Annotated in this window: 21 protein-coding genes and 1 pseudogene; 6 read left to right on the forward strand and 16 right to left on the reverse strand. The window is 70.1% G+C overall.

Annotation, left to right across the window (positions count from 1 at the left end; all coding sequences use genetic code 11):
- Positions 1 to 686: pseudogene (locus WYM_RS20695) on the forward strand (MMPL family transporter); the annotation flags it as partial.
- Positions 683 to 2,713, forward strand: a complete 2,031-nt coding sequence (locus WYM_RS17065; RefSeq protein WP_019182062.1) for a YhgE/Pip family protein — start codon at positions 683 to 685, stop codon at positions 2,711 to 2,713. The pseudogene WYM_RS20695 and the gene WYM_RS17065, both read left to right, overlap by 4 nt.
- Here WYM_RS17065 and WYM_RS17070 read toward each other — a convergent pair.
- The 10 genes from WYM_RS17070 to WYM_RS17115 form a co-directional block, all read right to left on the reverse strand.
- Positions 2,710 to 2,952, reverse strand: coding sequence for a CDGSH iron-sulfur domain-containing protein (locus WYM_RS17070; protein WP_019182063.1), 243 nt, complete (start codon positions 2,950 to 2,952; stop codon positions 2,710 to 2,712). The genes WYM_RS17065 and WYM_RS17070 overlap by 4 nt on opposite strands.
- Positions 2,949 to 3,902: a glycosyltransferase gene (locus tag WYM_RS17075; protein WP_019182064.1), complete on the reverse strand. Its 954-nt coding sequence runs from the start codon at positions 3,900 to 3,902 to the stop codon at positions 2,949 to 2,951. The genes WYM_RS17070 and WYM_RS17075 overlap by 4 nt, the downstream gene beginning before the upstream one ends.
- A gap of 4 nt (positions 3,903 to 3,906) precedes the next feature.
- Positions 3,907 to 4,971 carry an iron-containing redox enzyme family protein gene (locus tag WYM_RS17080; protein ID WP_019182065.1) on the reverse strand — a complete coding sequence of 355 codons (1,065 nt, stop codon included), beginning with the start codon at positions 4,969 to 4,971 and terminating at the stop codon, positions 3,907 to 3,909.
- 131 nt (positions 4,972 to 5,102) lie between these two features.
- On the reverse strand, positions 5,103 to 6,161 hold the full coding sequence (gene ccsB / locus WYM_RS17085) for a c-type cytochrome biogenesis protein CcsB (RefSeq protein WP_019182066.1): 1,059 nt from the start codon (positions 6,159 to 6,161) through the stop codon (positions 5,103 to 5,105).
- Positions 6,162 to 6,165: 4 nt separating this feature from the next.
- The gene (gene resB, locus WYM_RS17090; protein WP_019182067.1) at positions 6,166 to 8,004 is read right to left on the reverse strand and encodes a cytochrome c biogenesis protein ResB; all 1,839 of its coding nucleotides are present in this window, start codon (positions 8,002 to 8,004) and stop codon (positions 6,166 to 6,168) included.
- Positions 7,985 to 8,902, reverse strand: a complete 918-nt coding sequence (locus tag WYM_RS17095) for a cytochrome c biogenesis CcdA family protein (RefSeq protein ID WP_019182068.1) — start codon at positions 8,900 to 8,902, stop codon at positions 7,985 to 7,987. Before WYM_RS17095 ends, resB begins: the two co-directional genes overlap by 20 nt.
- On the reverse strand, positions 8,899 to 9,549 hold the full coding sequence (locus WYM_RS17100; protein WP_019182069.1) for a TlpA family protein disulfide reductase: 651 nt from the start codon (positions 9,547 to 9,549) through the stop codon (positions 8,899 to 8,901). Before WYM_RS17100 ends, WYM_RS17095 begins: the two co-directional genes overlap by 4 nt.
- On the reverse strand, positions 9,546 to 10,175 hold the full coding sequence (locus WYM_RS17105; RefSeq protein ID WP_026059901.1) for a histidine phosphatase family protein: 630 nt from the start codon (positions 10,173 to 10,175) through the stop codon (positions 9,546 to 9,548). The genes WYM_RS17100 and WYM_RS17105 overlap by 4 nt, the downstream gene beginning before the upstream one ends.
- Before the next feature lie 42 nt (positions 10,176 to 10,217).
- Entirely contained in the window at positions 10,218 to 10,949 is a 732-nt protein-coding gene (locus WYM_RS17110) for a DedA family protein (protein ID WP_019182071.1), read from the reverse strand.
- Positions 10,950 to 11,074: 125 nt separating this feature from the next.
- A complete protein-coding gene (locus WYM_RS17115) occupies positions 11,075 to 11,443 on the reverse strand; it encodes a DUF6264 family protein (protein WP_019182072.1) in 369 nt (122 codons plus the stop codon).
- A gap of 35 nt (positions 11,444 to 11,478) precedes the next feature.
- Between WYM_RS17115 and aspS the strand changes: the two genes are divergently transcribed.
- The gene (aspS, locus tag WYM_RS17120) at positions 11,479 to 12,819 is read left to right on the forward strand and encodes an aspartate--tRNA(Asn) ligase (RefSeq protein WP_019182073.1); all 1,341 of its coding nucleotides are present in this window, start codon (positions 11,479 to 11,481) and stop codon (positions 12,817 to 12,819) included.
- A 151-nt stretch (positions 12,820 to 12,970) separates the two neighbouring features.
- Entirely contained in the window at positions 12,971 to 14,053 is a 1,083-nt protein-coding gene (locus WYM_RS20700; RefSeq protein ID WP_019182074.1) for a ScyD/ScyE family protein, read from the forward strand.
- 125 nt (positions 14,054 to 14,178) lie between these two features.
- On the opposite strand, the gene WYM_RS17130 is transcribed toward WYM_RS20700, so the two are convergent.
- The 5 genes from WYM_RS17130 to WYM_RS17150 all read right to left on the reverse strand — a co-directional run bounded on the left by WYM_RS17130 (position 14,179) and on the right by WYM_RS17150 (position 16,228).
- Positions 14,179 to 14,424: a glutaredoxin family protein gene (locus WYM_RS17130; RefSeq protein ID WP_019182075.1), complete on the reverse strand. Its 246-nt coding sequence runs from the start codon at positions 14,422 to 14,424 to the stop codon at positions 14,179 to 14,181.
- Between the two features lie 12 nt (positions 14,425 to 14,436).
- Positions 14,437 to 14,730, reverse strand: a complete 294-nt coding sequence (locus WYM_RS17135) for a rhodanese-like domain-containing protein (RefSeq protein WP_019182076.1) — start codon at positions 14,728 to 14,730, stop codon at positions 14,437 to 14,439.
- A gap of 82 nt (positions 14,731 to 14,812) precedes the next feature.
- On the reverse strand, positions 14,813 to 14,911 hold the full coding sequence (locus tag WYM_RS21585; protein ID WP_003792170.1) for a 30S ribosomal protein bS22: 99 nt from the start codon (positions 14,909 to 14,911) through the stop codon (positions 14,813 to 14,815).
- An 83-nt stretch (positions 14,912 to 14,994) separates the two neighbouring features.
- Positions 14,995 to 15,186, reverse strand: coding sequence for a helix-turn-helix domain-containing protein (locus WYM_RS17145; protein ID WP_019182077.1), 192 nt, complete (start codon positions 15,184 to 15,186; stop codon positions 14,995 to 14,997).
- A 112-nt stretch (positions 15,187 to 15,298) separates the two neighbouring features.
- Positions 15,299 to 16,228 carry a TetR/AcrR family transcriptional regulator gene (locus tag WYM_RS17150; RefSeq protein ID WP_019182078.1) on the reverse strand — a complete coding sequence of 310 codons (930 nt, stop codon included), beginning with the start codon at positions 16,226 to 16,228 and terminating at the stop codon, positions 15,299 to 15,301.
- A gap of 100 nt (positions 16,229 to 16,328) precedes the next feature.
- Between WYM_RS17150 and WYM_RS17155 the strand changes: the two genes are divergently transcribed.
- Together WYM_RS17155 and WYM_RS17160 are read left to right on the forward strand one after the other, a co-directional pair.
- Entirely contained in the window at positions 16,329 to 17,240 is a 912-nt protein-coding gene (locus WYM_RS17155; protein ID WP_019182079.1) for a daunorubicin resistance protein DrrA family ABC transporter ATP-binding protein, read from the forward strand.
- The gene (locus WYM_RS17160; RefSeq protein ID WP_019182080.1) at positions 17,237 to 18,058 is read left to right on the forward strand and encodes an ABC transporter permease; all 822 of its coding nucleotides are present in this window, start codon (positions 17,237 to 17,239) and stop codon (positions 18,056 to 18,058) included. Before WYM_RS17155 ends, WYM_RS17160 begins: the two co-directional genes overlap by 4 nt.
- A gap of 54 nt (positions 18,059 to 18,112) precedes the next feature.
- Here WYM_RS17160 and WYM_RS17165 read toward each other — a convergent pair whose 3' ends face one another.
- Complete coding sequence (locus WYM_RS17165) at positions 18,113 to 18,517, reverse strand: ArsR/SmtB family transcription factor (protein ID WP_019182081.1); 405 nt, start codon at positions 18,515 to 18,517, stop codon at positions 18,113 to 18,115.
- Between the last annotated feature and the right edge of the window lie 43 nt (positions 18,518 to 18,560).

Consider the following 18,560-nt stretch of genomic DNA (forward strand, 5'->3'; position numbering starts at 1 on the left):
AGAAGGCCTGGTGGATGCCGCGCTGGCTCGAGCGGGTCCTCCCCCACTTCGACATCGAAGGCGAGGCGGTGGAGCGCGAGCTCGCCCTCACGGACTGGCCGGAACCCGACACGACCGCCGCCGTCGTCGGCGAGGCCGTCGCGGTGCGCGCCGACGGCGGACGCGAGGTCGGCGAGGTGGTGCTGTTCGAAGCCACCCCGTTCCGCGTCGAGCCCGGCGGCACGCTCATCGCCACCGGTGATCCGCGCGCCGCGCGCGCCTTTGCGCTGACCATCGCGGGACGCCTCGCGCTCAGCGAGGGCAGGCTCCGCGTCGCCGGGCACCTGCTCCCGGAGCGGGCCGCGTGGGTGCGCGCCCATGTGGGCGTCGCCCTGCTGCCGGATGCCGAGGACCGCGTGCAGGCGCTGCGCCGGGCTCTCGGCGCCCGCGCCGAACTCGTGGTCATCGACGGAGTCGACGTGCTCGACGCCGCTGAGCGCGATCAGGCCGCCGCGCTCCTCCACGACAGCGCCGAGGCGCTGCGAGCCGCGACCGACGGAGCCTCGCAGCTGACCCTCGTCGTCACCTCGCGAACCGAGAGCGCGGCACTCGCGCTTCTCGCCGACGCCCACCGCCCCGCCGTGAGCTCGCTCGCGCTGCGAGCCGGAACCACTCAGACCACCACCACCGCAGAGGTGAACGCATGACCCCGAACGCCCTGACCCTGCCCTTCGAGCGGTCGCGATCACGCCGCCCGATCACCTGGCTCACGATCATCGGCGTGCTGCTGCTTCCCGTCGTCATCGGCGGAATCCTCGTGGCAGCCCTGTACAACCCGGTGGAGCGTCTGGACAGCCTGACCGCCGCGATCGTGAACGACGACGAGCCGGTCACCATCGATGGGCAGACAGTGCCCCTCGGACGCCAGCTCACGGCCGGCCTCGTCGAGGGATCCGACGATCTCGACAGCAACCTCACCTGGACGATCTCGAACGCCGACGACGCGGCCTCCGGGCTGGCCGACGGCACCTACGCCGCCGTCATCACGATCCCCGAGAACTTCTCGTCGGCCGCCACCTCGACCCAGCCGGGCGAGACGCCCGAGCAGGCGACGATCGAGGTGCAGACGCCGCCCGACAGCCTCATCGTGGACGACGCGATCACCGCGCAGGTCGCCAACGCGGCGGCCTCGACCATGGGCAGCGAACTGTCGTCGGTCTACCTCGAGAACGTGCTCCTCGGCTTCACGACGCTCGGCGACGAGCTGGGCACGGCGGCTGATGGGGCGACGCAGCTCGCCGACGGAGCTCAGCAGGCGGCGGACGGCGCGTCAGCCCTGCCCGACGGCATCGCGCAGCTCGGCGATGGAGCCTCGCAGCTCTCGAGCGGTGCGACCGACCTGGCGAACGGCCTCGGCCAGATCGCCGGAGGGATCGGCGACGCAGCGGGAGGCGCCCGCGATCTCGGGGCCGGGCTCGATGCGGCCGCGGCCGGTGTGAAGAACCAGCAGCTTCTCGATGCCGCGAACGCCTCGGCGTCATACGCGGGCGAGGCGGCGCGGCAGACCGAGGCGCTCGCCCTGCTGCTGGGCAACCCGGACACGAGCAATCCCGGACTCGCTCAGCAGCTCGGTGCGCTCTACGCCCAGTGCGACCCGGTGGCGTCCGGGCAGGCCTTCTGCGATCAGCTCGGGGCGATCGCCGGCGGTGCCGGCACTGCGGCGACGAACGCCGGAGCCGCTGCCGTGAGCGCGGGAACCGCTGCCGGTTACGCCGCACCCGCCGCCAGCGGGATCGACAGCCTCATGACAGAGACGAGCACCGGACTCGCCGGAGCCGCCAACGGCGCCCGCGAACTCGCGTCGGGACTCGGTCAGCTCCAGGGCGCGACAGCCCAGTCGGCTGACGGCGCCCGTCAGCTCTCGTCCGGCGCCTCCCAGCTCGCGTCCGGCGCGACGCAGGCCGCTGACGGGGCGACGACCCTCGCCGACGGCGTGGCACAGCTGGCCGACGGCACCGGAGAGCTCGCGAACGGGCTGAGCACGGCATCCGGATCGATCCCGTCCTACACCGACGACGAGGCGACCGATCTCGCCGGCGTCGTGGCCGACCCGGTCGCGGCCGAGGGCGTGGGGACGTCGCTGTTCGGCGCCTCTGCCGTGCCGCTGCTCGCCATGCTGGCGCTGTGGTTCGGAGGCCTCGGCACGTTCATCGCGCTCCAGGCCGTATCGCGCCGCGCACTCACCTCGCGCGCGCCGTCGGCTGTGCTGGCGCTGCGTTCCTTCCTGCCGGCCGCGGGAATCGGGCTCGCCCAGGGCCTGCTCGTGGCGGGCGTGGTGCAGCTCGCGGCCACCTACTCGTGGGCCGATTGGTCGGTCTTCGCGGCGGTCTGCGCCGTTGCGGGCGTCGCCTTCGCCGCCGTCAACCAAGCCCTCATCGCGGTCTTCGGAGGCGCCGGACGCTGGATCGCGGCGCTGGTCGGCGTGCTGGCCGTCGCCACCGGGGTCGTCTCGACCGCGCCAGGTGTGCTCAGCGACATCGCCGGCCTGATGCCGACCGCGCCCGCCTACCAGGGGATGCTTGCCGCGCTCACCGCGACCTCGGGCATCGGCGCGGCGTTCGCGGGGCTCGCCATCTGGGCGCTGCTCGCACTCGCGGCGACCATGATCGCGGTCGCCCGGCGGCGCACCACCTCGGCTCGCTCCCTGCTCGAGGCGGTGCCGGCGGCGGCCTAGCGAGCCTCGGAGGGCGCGACCGGCGCGTCGCCGGGGGGCGCGGTACGGAAGCCCGAGAGCTTGTGGGTGCCGTCGCACCACGGTTTGATCGCGGATGCCCCGCACCGGCAGAGGGCCACCGTGCGACGGGAACGCTCGATGGGCTCGCCGTTCTCGTCGATGAGCTGCGCGGGCCCGCGCACGATGAGCGGGCCGTCGGGATACGGCGTGATCGTCACGCCCGGGTCTCGCTGGGTCATCGGTTCTCCCGTCGTAGTCGGCGCATGGATGTCGCGGCCCGCCGCAGCCGTCCGTCGCGGTAGGTGACGCCGCCCCGCGCGCGCTGCAGGAGCGCCATCCACACCGTGACGCCGCGTTCGGCGACCCAGAGCGGCGCCCACAGCGCCGCGGTCGCCGGAAAGACCCGGGACCCGCCGTCACGACGGCGTCCGGCCTCGGCGAGGGCGATCACGGCAGCCGCGCCGGCGAGCAGGGCGCGGAGCCCGCCACGGCGGGCGGCCACGACGGCGACAGGCAGGATGAGCAGCTCGCGGACCAACCGCACCGGCTGGGCGAAGTCGTCATAGGCCTGTCGCACCCTCTGCTCGAGGAACTTCCCCACTTCGGGCGGACGGCGAGTCACGTAGACGTCGCGGGCGACGAGCACGCGGCCTCCCCGGGCCCGCACCGTCCGCTCCAGCTCGAGGTTCTCGAACAGCACATCGGTGTCGTACCCGCGGCCGCGCATCGCCGAGCGCCGCAACGCCACCGTGCCCGAGAAGTCGCCACCGAGAGCCCGGTTCAGCAAGGTGCGACCGGTGTCCCAGCGGGCGTGCCACGGCGCGGGCCGGAAGATGTTCTGCGGCCGCACGAAGTCGGCGTCGTCGAGCAATCGGGTGAGGCGCTCCAGCACCGGCCGGTCGTAGCGCACGTCGTCATCGGCGATCACCATGCGCTCGTGCCGGCTCTCGCGGATCCCGGTCACGGCGCCGCGTGCTTTGCCGTTCGCTCCCGGGCCGCCGGGCGGGATGTGCCGGACGAAGGGCCATTCCCGGTGATGCACGTCGAAGCGCGTCGAGTCGGAACCGTCGACCACGGTGACATCCACCCACGCCGCCAGCGTCCGCAGGTACCGCGACAGCTCTTCCAGGCCCGCGTCGTCCGACCAGCGAAGCGGCAGGACGTACTCGACGGGCAGGCGCTCGGACACGCGATCACCCGGTCGTCGGCGCGTACGATCCTCGAAGGGCGCTGCGGCCGTTCGACCACGCGTCCAGGACGTGAGCTCCGGCCAGATCGTCCATCGCGAGGCCCGCAGCCGCTCCGAAGACGATGTCGTAGAGGAGCTCCGGCTCGTCCTCCGCCAAGGACCCGGCCAGGTCGCGGGCGGCGATCTGCTCGTGCACGGCATCCGCTTCGACATGCTCGTCGAAGTACCACGTCACATCCGGGCCGAAGCCGTGGCGACGGAAGCCGTCGCCGTACGAGCGGTTGGGCAGCGAGGACGTCATCTCGAACGCGGCCAGGTGGCCGACGATCGCGCCGCGCAGGCGGCGATGGATGCCGAACATCGACATCATGTTGTGGACGGCCAGTGTGATGGCGGGCACCAGGTCGAGATAGGCCCCATAGGTGTCATCGAGCCCGGCGCCGCGCATCGTCTGCGCGAAGATCGCGGAATGCATGCGGACCGGATCGCCCGCCCCGTACTCGTCGGACTGGATCTCGACGAGGGCGGCCTTCGGGCGACCGGTGAGGCGCGGGATCGCCCAGGAGTGGGGGTCGGCCTCTCGCAGGGTGTAGATGCTCCGGTTGATGAGGAACTCGTCCAGCTGCTCCCGCGTCGCCTTCTTCGCCACGAAGCGCGAGAGGCTCGGCCCCGGCGTCGGAGCGGTGAGGGCGAAGAGGTGACTTGCGACGGCGTCCTGTGTCGGTTCCGGAAGCTCGCCCACGTCGACCATGGCGCGCAGCTGCTGTTCGAACGCCCGCTCCAGCCGGTCGCGCGCGGCCAGCAGATCCGGCTGCCATTCCCACTCCGGATCGGTCTGCGGCAGCGAACCGTAAGCGACGGAGTACAGGAGGAAGAGCGAGAGCTGCACGTCGTCGTCGTGGATCAGGTCGCTCGACGCGAGGGCATCGCCGACCGCCTCGGGCAGCCCGCCCAGGGTCGCCTCCTGAGGCGTCTGCACGAGCGCCTCGGAGAGCAGCTCGCTCAGCGGTCCCCGGGGTTCCACCCGGGAGACGGCTGTGTCGTGGGCGGGGATGAGGACACCGGTCATGAGCACTCCTGAACGACGCGGCGCCGAGGAGCGCGCCGCGCGGAGTTCAGCGTCTCAGATCACCGGGCGATGAGCGCCGGGGTTGACGCCGCGGCGGACGACCGGCTAAGCCACCGACGAGCCGGATCAGCTCAGCTCAGGCCCGAGTACGCGTGCAGGCCCTTGAAGAACATGTTCACGATCGTGAAGTTGAAGATCACGGCCGTGAACCCGATGATCGACAGCCACGCCGACCGGGACCCGCGCCAGCCGCGGGTCGCGCGGGCGTGGATGTAGCCGGCGTAGAGCACCCAGATGACGAAGGTCCAGACTTCCTTGGTGTCGAAGCCCCAGTAGCGCCCCCACGCGTCGTTCGCCCAGATCGAGCCGGCGATGAGCGTGAACGTCCAGAAGATGAACCCCAGGATCGCGAACCGATAGGCCAGCGACTCGAGGGCGTCGGCGCCGGGAAGCGTGCGGAGGAAGCCCGGGCCGCCCTTCAAAGCGACAGCGGATGACTCGCTCGCCGCCGCCGTCCTGCGCTCGCGACGGGCCTGCATCAGCTGCAGGACCGAGAGGCCGAATGCGAGGGCGAACAGGGCGGTCGCGAGCGAGGCGACGAAGACGTGGATCACGAGCCAGACCGACTTCAGCGGATCCATGAGCGGCGTGATCTCGACGTAGAACGACAGCGCCGAGGCACCGAGGAGCACGACGGTCAGGCCCGTGATGAACGAGCCGAGGAACCGCAGGTCGTAGCGGAGGAGGACGCCCAGGTACACGGCGACGACCAGCAGCGTGCCGGTGAGCGCGAACTCGTACATGTTGGACCACGGCACGCGTCCCGCCGCGATGCCGCGGGTGACGTCGCCCCCGAGGTGGAACAGGAACCCGAGAACGGTGAGCGACGTGCCGATGCGCGCCCACACGAGTCGCGTGCGCCGGCCGATGGGCGCGTTCAGCGCGGCCTCCGAGGCCCGCTCCTGCTCGTGCATCTCGGCCACCGCTCCCGACCGCGCCGGCGCGCCGGCGTACCCGGCTGCGACGAGCTCGCGTTCTCGGGCGCCTTCGGTCTTGGCGTCGACCGCGACCGCGCCGCGGCGCGCGAGGTCGACCGCGTAGGCGACGAAAGCGAGGGCGTAGACGGCGATCGCCGTCCAGACCAGGAGCACCGAGACCGACTCGAGCGTGAAAGTGGCAGTTTCGGGCATGGTTTCAGTCTACGCGCGGGGTGGAGCCGGGCTCTGTGGACGAGGGCTCGCGGGAAAGGGGTTGGGTGGAAGGTGACTCTGCGCGGTCGCGCTCGAAGGCGATGACATGGCGCTGGGCGAACTGCTCGACCGCACCGTGGAGCGTCGGGTCCTCGCCACGGGCCAGACCCGCGTACTCGAGCTCGACGCCCTCGCCGCTCGGCGTCGCCTTGACCCACATGCGCCGGCGCGGCACGAACAGCGCGGCGAGCAGGCCGGCGGTGGCGAGCACCGCGAAGATCAGCACCCAGGTGGCCGCGGCATCCCGATGGATCGAGAGCGACACATACCGCTTCACCGAATCCTCGTAACCGGTCGCGCCTTCGGGCGCCTCATTCTCGAAGGTGATGCTGCCCAGCCCGTCCGGCAGCTCGGCCGAGTCGCCAGGAGCGAGCTCGAGGGACTCCACGTCGGTGCCTCGGCCGGTGAGCTTGTCCATCTCGCTCGTGTCGAGCGTGTACACCGAGCGCGGGACCCCGCCGTCGATCCCGAGGTCGCCGGTGTAGACGTCGAGCGTGACGACCGGATTGGTCAACGCCGGGAAGTAGGACGTGAACGCGCCGTCCTCACGCTGGAGCTGTGTGGGGTAGAAGAAGCCGACGAGGCCCATCTGCTCCTCCAGCCCGTCCGGGACCTTGACCACGCCGAGCGAGGTCATGTTGGTGTCCTGCGGCAGGAACGGCACCGACTCGGAGAACACGACGTCGCCGTCCCCGTCGCGGATGGTGAGGGTCGGGGCGTAGCCGTTGCCCATCAGGTAGACGCGGTCGCCGGCCATTTCGAGCGGGTGGTTGACGCGCACGTCGCCGGTGCCCGTCTCCTCGCCCGCCATCTGGGTGGTGAGGTTCGCGACGAAGTCGCCGGCCTGACCGGCGCCCTGCGTGCCGAACGGCTGATACGTGACGTCGAACCGGTCGAGCGTCAGCGCGTACGGCGTCAGAGACGCCTCGTCGACGAAGCGGCCGGGATTGAACGAGTTGTAGTCCAGCAGCGTGTTGACCCACGTGCGACCTTCGATGATCACCGTCTGCCCGGTGTAGGTGAAGCCGCCGCCGATGCCGACCGCCAGCAGCACGCCCACGAGCGAAGCATGGAAGACCAGGTTGCCGGTCTCGCGCAGGTAGCCGCGCTCGGCCGACACCGAGGTCGCCCCGCGCGAGTCGTACCGCTCGACCCGGTACCCGGTCCTCTTCAGCTGCTGCTGGGCGAGGTCGATCGCCGCGGATGCCGCGTCCTCGGGCCTCTCCCCCGCGCCGGGCCGGGGCCGGATCGTCTCGGTGCGGCTGACATCGAGGCGCGACAGGCGCGCAGGCGTCCGGGGCGGCTTGGCGCGCAGCGCCTTCCAGTGGTGCTTGGTGCGTGGGATGACGCAGCCGACGAGCGAGATGAACAGCAGGATGTAGATCGCCGAGAACCAGGGCGACGTGTAGACGTCGAAGAGGCTCAGGTTGTCGAGGATCGGCGCGAGGTCGGGATTGTCGTTGAAGTACTGCGTGACGCCGTTCGGATCGGCGCTGCGCTGCGGCACCAGGGATCCGGGCACCGCCGCGATCGCGAGAAGCAGCAGAAGCACCAGCGCGGTGCGCATCGAGGTCAGCTGGCGCCAGCCCCAGCGCAGCCAGCCGACGACCCCCAACGCGGGCTGGTTGACCTCGGCGGAGGAGTCGGCGTCGGCGTGATCGGAGGGGCGGAGCGTTCCTTCGACGGGATCAGGGACCGACGGTGTCGGCTCGGAGGCCGACGGTGTCGGTTCGGAGGCCGAACCGGGACCGGAAGCCGAGACGTCAGAGCGGGGCCGGGACACTGGCGAACACCCCCTGCAGCTGCGCCATGATCGCCGTCCAGACGCCGGTGACCATGAGCAGTCCGAGCACGATCAGCAGGGCACCGCCGATGAGGTTGACGACGCGGATGTGGCGACGCACGAACGAGATCGAGCGCGTCGCCCATCCGAAGCCGAGGGTGAGGAGGAGAAAGGGGATGCCGAGGCCCAGCGAGTACGCGACGCCCAGCACCGCGGCGCGCGCAGCCGAGCCGGAATCGAACGCCATCGTGAGGATGACCGCGAGCGTCGGGCCGATGCACGGCGCCCACCCGATCCCGAGCGCGATGCCGAGAAGCGGGGCGCCGACGAGGCCGAGGTTCGAGCGCACCTGGGGACGGCTGATGCGCTGGGTCCATCCGAAGAGTCCGATGAAGACGAGACCCATCGCGATCACGACGACACCCAGGATGCGAGTGATGAGGTCCTGATACTCCAGCAGGAAGCGCCCGACCGTGCCGCCCAGCATCGCGATGCTCACGAACACCACCGTGAAGCCGGCGATGAAGAGCAGGACCCCGAGAACGAGGCGCCCGCGGGCCGGCCCTTCGACGGGCGCAGCGACCGCAGACTGCGGACTCCCGGTCACTGCGCGCGGAGTCTCGGTCGCTGCGCGCGGAGTCTCGGTCGCTGCGCGCGGAGTCTCGGTCGCTGCGCGCGGGGTTCCGGTCGCTGAGCGCGGGGTTCCGGTCGCTGAGCCTGTCGAAGCGCCCACCGCGACAGCCACCGGCCGCGGGGCGACCGCTCCTCCGATGAAGCCCAGATAGCCGGGAACCAGCGGCAGAACGCACGGCGAGAGGAACGAGACCAGCCCGGCCAGGACAGCGATGGGGATGGCGACGAGGAGGGATCCGTCGGCGACCAGCTCGCCGGGGTTCACGCCTCCTCCTTCAGCGCGTCGCTCACGAGCGTCTCGAGGATCGACGCCTCGTCGAGCTGCCCGATGATGCGCGCCGCGACGCGGCCCTGCTTGTCGAGCACGAGCGTGACCGGCACGGCGTTGAGCGGGGTCTGCCCGGCGAAGGCGAGCTTGATGGACCCGTCCTCGGTGGCGAGGGCGCTCGGGTACGTCACGCCGTACTTTTCGGCGAACGCCTGCGAAGCCTCCGCGCCGTCGTAGAGGTTCACACCGAGGAACGACACCGCCTCGCCCGCGAATGACTCGTGGGCGGCCTCGAGCTCTTTCGCCTCGACGCGGCACGGCGCGCAGGCGGCGTACCAGAAGTTCACGACCAGCACATCGCCGGCGTAGTCCGCGTTCGTCGTCGTGCCGCCCACGTCGAGCACGCCCTCGAACTCGATCGGCTCGGTGCGGTCGCCCGCCGGGATCTCTTCGATCTGCAGGCCGTCGGCGGCGATGTAGTTCTTGTTGTCGCCCTCGCGATACTGATCGGCCAGCGGGTCGCCCGTGCAGGCGGCGAGACCCGCCACCATCACGAGGGCGAGCAGAGCCGATGCAGCGGCCCGCAGCCTGCGTCCGGCCCGGCGCCGCACGGGGACAGGCGCAGCGGCCAGCGTCTCGGTCATACCGCCCCCACGTCCAGCGATCCGGCCGTTGACGCCGGTTCGGCGTAGGCAGTCTCTGACCACTTCCCGTCGACCATCTCGAAGCTCGTGACGCTCGACAGTCCGCAGCGCCGCTCGCGCGGGTCGTGCCGCAGCGGCAGACCGGCGACCGCGAGATGCGTGGCCCAGATCGGCAGCTGGTGCGACACGATCACGACGTCTCCGGAGTCCGCGGCATCCCACGCCTGCGTCATCGCCGCGTTCATGCGGCCCACGACGTCCGCGTACGGCTCGCCCCAGCTCGGCAGCGCCGGGGTGCGCAGGTGGCGCCAGTTCCACGGGTTGAAGAGGGCGACGACCATGCGCTTGCCCTCGAAGACGTTGGTGGGCTCGATGACGCGCTCGTCGACGACGGGGTCGATCCCGAAGAGCTCGGTGAACGGCTCGGCCGATTCCTGCGTGCGCTGCAGCGGCGAGCAGACGAGCGCCGAGACCGGGCGCTGCATCGCCTGGACGAACTCCGCAGCCTGCCGCGCCATGCGCCGGCCGTCGGTGCTCAGTCCGTACCCGGGGAGTCGCCCGTAGAGCACGCGGCGGGGGTTGTAGACCTCACCATGGCGCACGAGGTGGAGGCGATCGGCGGGCACCCGACCAGTCTACGGCGGCTGGTTCTGTGGGGCCGCTGAGCGTCAGTCGATCCGCGTCGACGAGAGCTCGTGCGGCGCCTCCTGCGAGGCGGGCGCCGTCGGCGTCTGGCCGCCACGGCGACGCTCGCTCGACGCGGAGATCAGCGCGCGGGTGCGGACGAACACGAACCATGCCGCGGCGAGCGCGGCCACCGCGATCACGACGTACTGCACGATGTCGACGTACTGCTCGATGATGTGCCACGAGGCGCCGAGCAGGTAGCCGGCCAGGACGAAGATGGTGTTCCAGAGGAGACTTCCCGCTCCCGTCAGCAGCCCGAACCGCCACAGCGGCATGCGGGTGACACCGGCCGGGATGGAGATGAGGCTCCGGAAGATCGGGATCATCCGCCCGAAGAACACCGCCTTGCCGCCGTGTCGCTCGAACCAGGCGACGGTGCGATCGATGTCTTCGGGGTGCAGCAGCGGCACGGTCGCCGCGATGCGGCGGAGCCGGTCGGCTCCGAACCACGCGCCGATGCCGTAGAGGAGGAACGCACCGAGGATCGAGCCGAGGGTGGTCCAAGCGAGCGCCTCGAACAGCGTGAACGACCCGCGGCTGGCGGCGAGTCCCGCCATCGGCAGCACGACCTCGCTCGGCAGCGGCGGGAAGAGGTTCTCGAGCGCGATGGCGATCCCCGCGCCGGCCGGGCCCACGACATCCATCAGCGAGACGGACCAGTCGAGGAGGGCGCCGAGCCAGGAGCTGTCGCCAGAGGAGGAGGTGTCGGTCATCGGTCGTCGCTTCCCGGATGTCGCAGGCGGTCGGTGATCTGCGCTCCACCGTACGGGCACGTCGTGAACGGTTCCTGGGTGCCAGCCCCCGGATTGGCCTCGGGAAGCCCCCGATGCTCGCCTCCTCAGAGAGACGAGCCGGGCACCCCCGCCGCGGTCACCGCGAACGCCGCGACGAGGGCCAGGATGATTGCCGCGGCTCCGGCCAGCGGTACCCAGAACGACAGGCGTCTCTTGACCATCAGGACGATCGCCACGATCGTCGAGGCGAGGAAGGCGACCCAGGGCAGGATCATCCCCATCAGCCAGCCGAGCGTGATGAGCTCGCTGCTGCAGGTGAGAGCCCCGCAGGGGTCGGACGCCATGACGAGGAACATCCCCATCAACGACGCCAGCGCGGCGAGCACCGCCGAGCCGACGACCAGCACGATGGTGAGCACGACGTCCCACACGCGTACGGACCGCGGCGCGGCATCCGACGTCGTCGTGGTCACGGCGCCATCCTAGGTCCCCCGTATGCTTGACGCTCGTGAGTGAACGCGTTCTGGTAGGTCAGCTCAAGGGTCTCGTCGATGGTCCCGTCTCCGTGTCGGGATGGGTCGAGACCGTCCGCGACCAGAAGAAGGTGCAGTTCGTCATCCTTCGCGATGAGACGGGCGCGGTGCAGCTGGTGAATCCGGCGACCCGGCCCGCCGAGGACGGCACCGAACAGGATGCCGCGGCCCTGGCGCTCACCGACACCATCTCGAACCTCGCCACCGGCACGTTCCTGACGGTGACCGGCGAGCTCAAGCACGATGAGCGCGTGAAGCTCGGCGGCGTGGAGATCAAGATCGGCGGCCTCGACATCGCCGCCGCCGCGCTGCCCGAGACTCCGATCGCGGCCGACTCGGGCATGGACAAGCGCATGGACTGGCGATTCCTCGACCTTCGTCAGCGGCGCAACAACCTCATCTTCCGTGTGCAGACCACGCTCGAGCACGCCATGCGGTCCTACTGGATCGAGCGGGACTACATCGAAGTCCACTCGCCGAAGCTGATGGCCTCGGCATCCGAGTCCAACGCGGAGCTGTTCTCGCTCGAGTACTTCGGAGACCAGACGGCGTACCTCGCGCAGTCGCCGCAGTTCTTCAAGCAGATGGCGCAGGTGGCCGGCTTCGGCAAGATCTTCGAGATCGCGCCGGCCTTCCGTGCCGACCCCTCGTTCACCTCCCGCCACGCCACCGAGTTCACCTCGATCGACGCCGAGATCAGCTGGATCGACTCGCACGAAGACGTCGCCAAGATGCAGGAGGAACTGCTGGCGGCCGCGTTCCAGGCCGTCAAGGACAAGCACGGCGCCGAGATCGAGGAGCTGTTCGGCCTCGAGGTGCAGGTGCCCGCGATCCCCTTCCCGCGCATCCCGCTCGCCGAGGCGCTCGAGATCGTGAAGAGCCGCGGCTACGAGGTGCCTCGCACCGACGGCGACCTCGACCCCGAGGGCGAGCGCCAGATCTCCGCGTACGTCGAGGAGACCTACGGCCATCAGTTCGTCTTCATCACCGACTACCACCCCGAGATCCGCGCTTTCTACCACATGCGCGACGAGGAGACCGGACTCACCAAGAGCTACGACCTGCTCTTCAAGGGCGTCGAGATCACGACCGGCGCGCAGCGCGAGCACCGCGTCGATGTGCTGGTCGAGCAAGCCAAGGAGAAGGGGCTCGAGCCCGAGCATCTCGACTTCTACCTGGACTTCTTCCGCTACGGCGCCCCGCCGCACGGCGGGTTCGGGATGGGCCTCGCGCGCGTCATGATGCTGCTGCTCGGACAGGAGTCGATCCGCGAGGTGACTTACCTGTTCCGGGGCCCCACGCGCCTCGCCCCGTAGCAGCTTTGGGGATCCCTTCGTAGATTTGCCCCTTGTGGAGAACCTCGGGGCCGAGGATGCTGTGCGCGGTGACGGCTAACCGTCACCTCACACCGATCCATCCGCTGGGGGTCTTTCCATGCGCATTTCGAGTTCTCGACAGAAGCGAGCCGTGCTCGCCCTCCTCACCGCCACGGCGGCCGCGATCGCGGTCGTCTCCGCCGGGGCGCCTGCCGTCGCCGCCGGTCAGCCGTCGGTGGTCGCCACCGGCCTCGACAATCCTCGGCAGGTGTCGATCGGCGCCGGTGGCACCGTGTACGTCGCCGAAGCCGGCACGGGCGGCGATGGTGCCTGCCTGCCCAATCCCGAGAACCCCGAGGACGTCGTCTGCCTCGGCGACACCGGGGCCATCACCGAGATCAAGCGCGGCACGCAGGCCCGCGTCGTGACGGGGCTCGCCTCGCTCGCCGGGGCCGACGGCTCCGCCGCCTCCGGCCCCTCCGCGGTGAGTGTTCGCGGCGCCAACATCTCGGTGCTCATGGGCCTGGGGGGCAACCTCGAGACACGCGCACTGCTCGGACCTGCCGGAGCCGAGCTGGGCACCATGCTGACCGGTCGCATCGGACAGGACCTCACCGTCGCCGAGGACGTGGCGGCCTACGAGGCCGCGAACAACCCTGATGGCGGCTTCGTCGACTCGAACCCCAACGGGTTCACGGATGTGAACAGCAAGCGCTGGACCATCGCCGACGCGGGTGCGAACGCGATCATCACCATGGGCGGGAACATCCCCGACCAGACCGTCGCGGTCCTGCCGCCGGCGATGGGAGTCCCGCCGGGGGGCACCGAGCCGATTCCCGCGGAGTCTGTCCCGACGAACGTCGTCACGGGCCCGGACGGCGCGTACTACGTGTCGGAGCTTCTCGGCTTCCCCTTCCCCGTCGGTGAGTCGCGGATCTGGCGCGTCGTCCCCGGCCAGCAGCCGACCATCTACGCGACGGGCCTGAGCAACGTGACGAGCCTGGCATGGCAGCACCGGACCCTCTACGCGGTGCAGCTGAGCGACACCAGTTTCCTCGAGGGGAACCCCATCGGCTCGCTCCGCCAGGTGGTGCCGGGCTCTGAGCAGCACCCCGCGGTGCTCGAGGGCCTGTTCGCCCCGTACGGAGTCGCGATCCACGGCAAGACGGCGTACGTCAGCACCGGCTCCGTGGCTGCCGGCGCCGGCGAAGTGCTGGCGGTCGACCTGCGCTGAGCCGAGGTTCACAGCTGACGAGCGCCCGGTTCGAGACTCACCTCTCGCGCCGGGCGCCCGTCTGTGCACCGCCGAAGTGCGGTCGGGCGGAGGAGCGCACGGTCAGGAGAAGCGCCTCGCCGGCGTCACCCGGTGAGCGCGGCGCGCAGCCGCTCGGGCGATACGCGCCAGTGCCCGTGCAGCCGGCCGTCGATGAGCACGACCGGGATCTTCTCCCACCACTGGGCGTAGAGCTCGGGATCGTCGGCGATCGACAGCTCCTCGATGACCACGCCGTCGTCGTCCAGCTCAGCCACGACAGTCTCGACGACCTCCCGGGCGACGTCGCACAGGTGGCAGTCGGGTTTGCTGATGAGGGTGAGGGACGTCACGGCTTCACCCGGTCACTGCTCGACGGGGTAGCCCGCGGCGATCCACTCGTCGGTACCGCCGTCGACGTTCGTGGCGTCGTAGCCCCGAGCTGCCAGCGCCTCGACGACGCGTCCCGACCGACCGCCGACCTTGCAGATGACGTCGAACGCCCCGTCGGGGAGCTCACCGAGGCGCTCGCCGATGACCGACATCGGGATGTTGACGGCGCCGGGCACGCGGCCGCCCTCGAACTCCCATTCCTCCCGGACGTCGATGAGCGGCGTATCCGTGCGCTCGCGAAGCTGCTGGACGGTGATGGATTTCATCTGTTCCTCTGGTCGCCGGAGAACTGCGCAGCCGAACACGAAGCGCCCGTCCTCAGACAGGCGCTTGGTGTACTGGCCGCTCTTACTTCTTGTTGCGGCGCTGGTGGCGAGTCTTGCGAAGCAGCTTGCGGTGCTTCTTCTTCGCCATGCGCTTGCGGCGCTTCTTGATGACTGAACCCACGGAAAACCTCACAATGTCGGGGTCTGGGCGCAACACGGTGTGCGCCCGGGATCGGGCAGATGCGAAAAATGCCTCGTGACAGTCTAGCCGACGTCGGCGATCGGCCGTTGCAAGGCTTCTGTGACCGCCGACTCGGGCACGCGATAGCTGCGGCCGAAGCGCACGGCGGGCAGCTCGCCTGAGTGGACGAGCCGGTAGACCGTCATCTTGGAGACGCGCATCAGCTCGGCGACCTCGGCGACGGTGAGGAAGCGCACGTCGGGCAACTCGGCCATGTGTGTCATTCCTTCCCCAGTAGTGCTGCCCACACTTTAGATCCTGCGAGGTGCGCATGTAAACCGGTGTGACCTGTGGGACCGCTGAGATGGCGCACCACGAGGCCCCCCATCACGCGTCGCCGCGGTGTCGGGCTCGGCGCTCGTGCGCGTCGCGCGCTGCCTGCCGCTCGATCTTGCGCGCGTCGCGCAAGGCCTTCTCGGCAGTGCGGACGGCTTTCTGCGCCTCGCGGTACTTCTTGTCGTCGAGGATCTCGGCGTCGTGCAACTGCACCCACGGTGTGCGCGGCGCGCGCCCTTCCGCGCGCACCCGGTCCATGTAGGCGGCGACGCCGTCGAGGCTGCGCTCCAGATTGAACAGGAACGGATCGGTCTCCTCGAGGAAGACGCCGGCGTCGATGGCCTCCCGCAGCTCGGGGTAGGCCTCCGCGCTGATGAGTGCCCGGTACAGCGCGTCCTCCTGCAGCGTGATGTCGTGCCCGCGAAGGCCGCGTTCGCGCTCCGTGCGGGCGTAGCCGGCCAGGACCGTCCCCGTCCACCGCGACGTGCCCGTCACCATCAGGACGACCGCGAGACGCTCGCCGTGCGTGAGCGGGGTCTCGGAGAGAGCGCGGAGTCCGGCATCCATCCACGCGGCGCTGTTCGGAGTCACGGGCGACCCGCTGATCGGGATGTCGAGCACCCACGGATGGTGAAGGTACATCTGCACCTGCTCGCCGTAGAGCGCGGTGAGCTGCTCGCGCCAGCCGCCGGCGCTGGTGGCGTCCTCGCTCGGAAGTCCTGTCGCCTCCTCCTGCATGAGCAGGACGAGGTCGTCCTTCGCCGTCACGTACCGGTAGAGCGACATCGGCGTGAAGCCCAGGCGCGCGGCCACGGCGGCCATCGAGACGGCGCCCAGGCCCTCGGCATCCGCGATCTCGACCGCCGCCTCGACGATGCGCTCGACGCTCATCTCGCGCTTCGGGCCGCGCTGGGGATTCGCCGCCACCCCCCAGGCGAGGGCGATGCCGCGAGGAAGGTCCGGATCGGCGGCGTCGGTCATTTCGTCATTGTAGGTCTGTATATGTCGTAAACAGTGTGTTACCGTCATAAACAGTTACCAACGTAAACAGTTTCTGCCCTACACGGAAGGATGCTCTCCGATGCAGTCCGCAATCGTCGTCGAAGGTCTGCGCAAGACCTTCGGACGTCAGGTCGTCCTCGACGGCCTCGATCTCGAGGTGCGCCGCGGCGAGGTCTTCGCCCTTCTCGGCCCCAACGGCGCCGGCAAGACCACCACCATCAACGTGCTCACGACGCTCGTGAGTCCCGACGCCGGCTCGGCGACGATCTGCGGGATCGACGTGGCCTCCGAGCCCGACGAGATCAAGCAGCGCATCAGCCTCACGGGTCAGGCGGCGGCCGTCGACGACGTGCTGACCGGCACCGAGAACCTCGTCATGCTGGCCCGGCTCTCGGGCTTGTCCAGCCGCGCGGCACGCGAGAAGGCCGCCGAGCTGCTCGCGCGCTTCGACCTGACGGATGCGGCGGCCAAGCGCGTCGGCACCTACTCGGGCGGCATGCGGCGCCGGCTCGACCTGGCTCTGAGTTTCGTCGTCACGCCCGAGGTGCTGTTCCTCGATGAGCCGACGACCGGACTCGACACGCGCTCGCGACGGGAGCTGTGGGACGTCATCCGTTCGCTCGCCGACGCCGGCACGACCGTCTTCCTCACCACTCAGTACCTCGAAGAGGCCGACCAGCTGGCTGACCGCATCGCAGTTCTGGACGACGGCCGCGTCGTGGCGACCGGCTCTGCGGCGCAGCTCAAGGCGCGCATCGGCGGCGACACGGTCGAGCTTCACGACGCCCACGGCGAGCTGCTGCGCGAGGTGCCCACCGACGGAACGGTGTCGGGGCTGCGGCGAGCGCTCGACGTGCTCGACGAGTCGGGCGCCGAGGGCACCGTCACACTGCGTCGCCCGAGTCTCGACGACGTCTTCCTGACCCTCACCGGCGGCACCGCCGCCTCCTCCCGCTTCACCGCCGCTGATTCCGAGAAGGAGCTCGCATGATCCCCCTCGCCCCGCCGGTTGCTCCGGCCCCGCCCGCACCGCCGGCGCTTCGCCCCCGCATCTCGGGCCTGACCGCCGAGAGCGTCTTCGTGGGCCGGAGCCTGCGTCATTCCCTCCGCGACGGCGAATCGCTGCTGATGGCGATCATGCTGCCGATCATGCTCATGCTGATGTTCACATGGGTGTTCGGTGGCGCGATCGACCCCACCGGCGACTACGTCGACTACGTCGTCCCCGGTGTGATCCTCACCTGCGCGGGGTTCGGTGCGTCCGCGACCGCGGTCTACGTCGCCGGAGACATGAAGGCCGGCATCATCGACCGGTTCCGCACGATGCCGGTACGGGCGAGCGCCGTTCTCACCGGCCACGTCGTCGCCAGCCTGCTGCGCAACCTGATCGCGACCGGAATCGTCATCTGCGTCGCCCTGCTCGTCGGATTCCGCCCGACCGCCGACGTGTGGGGGTGGATCGGAGCAGTCGGCGTGATCGCGCTGTGGATCCTCGCCATCACCTACCTGTTCGCGGCGATCGGCCTCGCCTCGGGAAGCCCGGAGGGCGCCAACGGCTACGGCTTCATCATCCTGTTCCTGCCGTACCTCTCCAGTGCGTACGTCCCCGTGGCGAGCATGCCCGAGTGGCTGCAGGGCGTCGCCCAGTATCAGCCGGTGACACCGATTATCGAGACCATCCGCGGTCTGCTGATGGGCACGCCGGTCGACGACTACGTCGGCTGGGCCGTGGCGTGGTGCCTCGCGATCCTCGTCGGCTCGTTCATCTGGGGCGCCTGGCTGTTCCGCCGCAAGGCCGGGCGCCGCTGACGCCGAGTGCTACGGGATGTCGGGTCGGCCTTGCTCTGGTGTGATGAGTGCTGATCAGCGGCCGGGGAGCTTCTTGAGGGCGTTCTCGAGGGCGTGCTTGGCGGATGCCGCGGCGCGGCCGACGACCTCGGCCGCGTGGGCGGCGGGCTCGGGCAGCGACGAGAGCGGCTCGACATCCTCGGTGGCGCCGTCGAGGAAGGGCACGAGCCAATCGTCGACCTCGTCGAGCGGGGCCGCCGACAGGCTGTAGTAGCGATGCTGGCCCTCCTCCCGGACGGAGACGAGGTGCGCCTCGCGCAGCACCTTGAGGTGCTTCGAGACCGTCGGCTGGCTGGCGCCGAGCTCGTGGACGATGTGCGACACGCTGGTACCGCGCTCTCCGACGGAGGATCGATCGAGCAGAAGTCGCAGGATGTCGCGACGCGTGCCGTCCGCGATCACGTCGAAGATGTCCGCCATGTGCTCAGATTAGTCGGGACCCCTGCGGAGTACCATGACACGG

Origin of the sequence: Microbacterium yannicii PS01, from assembly GCF_000304335.1 — a bacterium.
Taxonomy (GTDB): domain Bacteria; phylum Actinomycetota; class Actinomycetes; order Actinomycetales; family Microbacteriaceae; genus Microbacterium; species Microbacterium yannicii_A.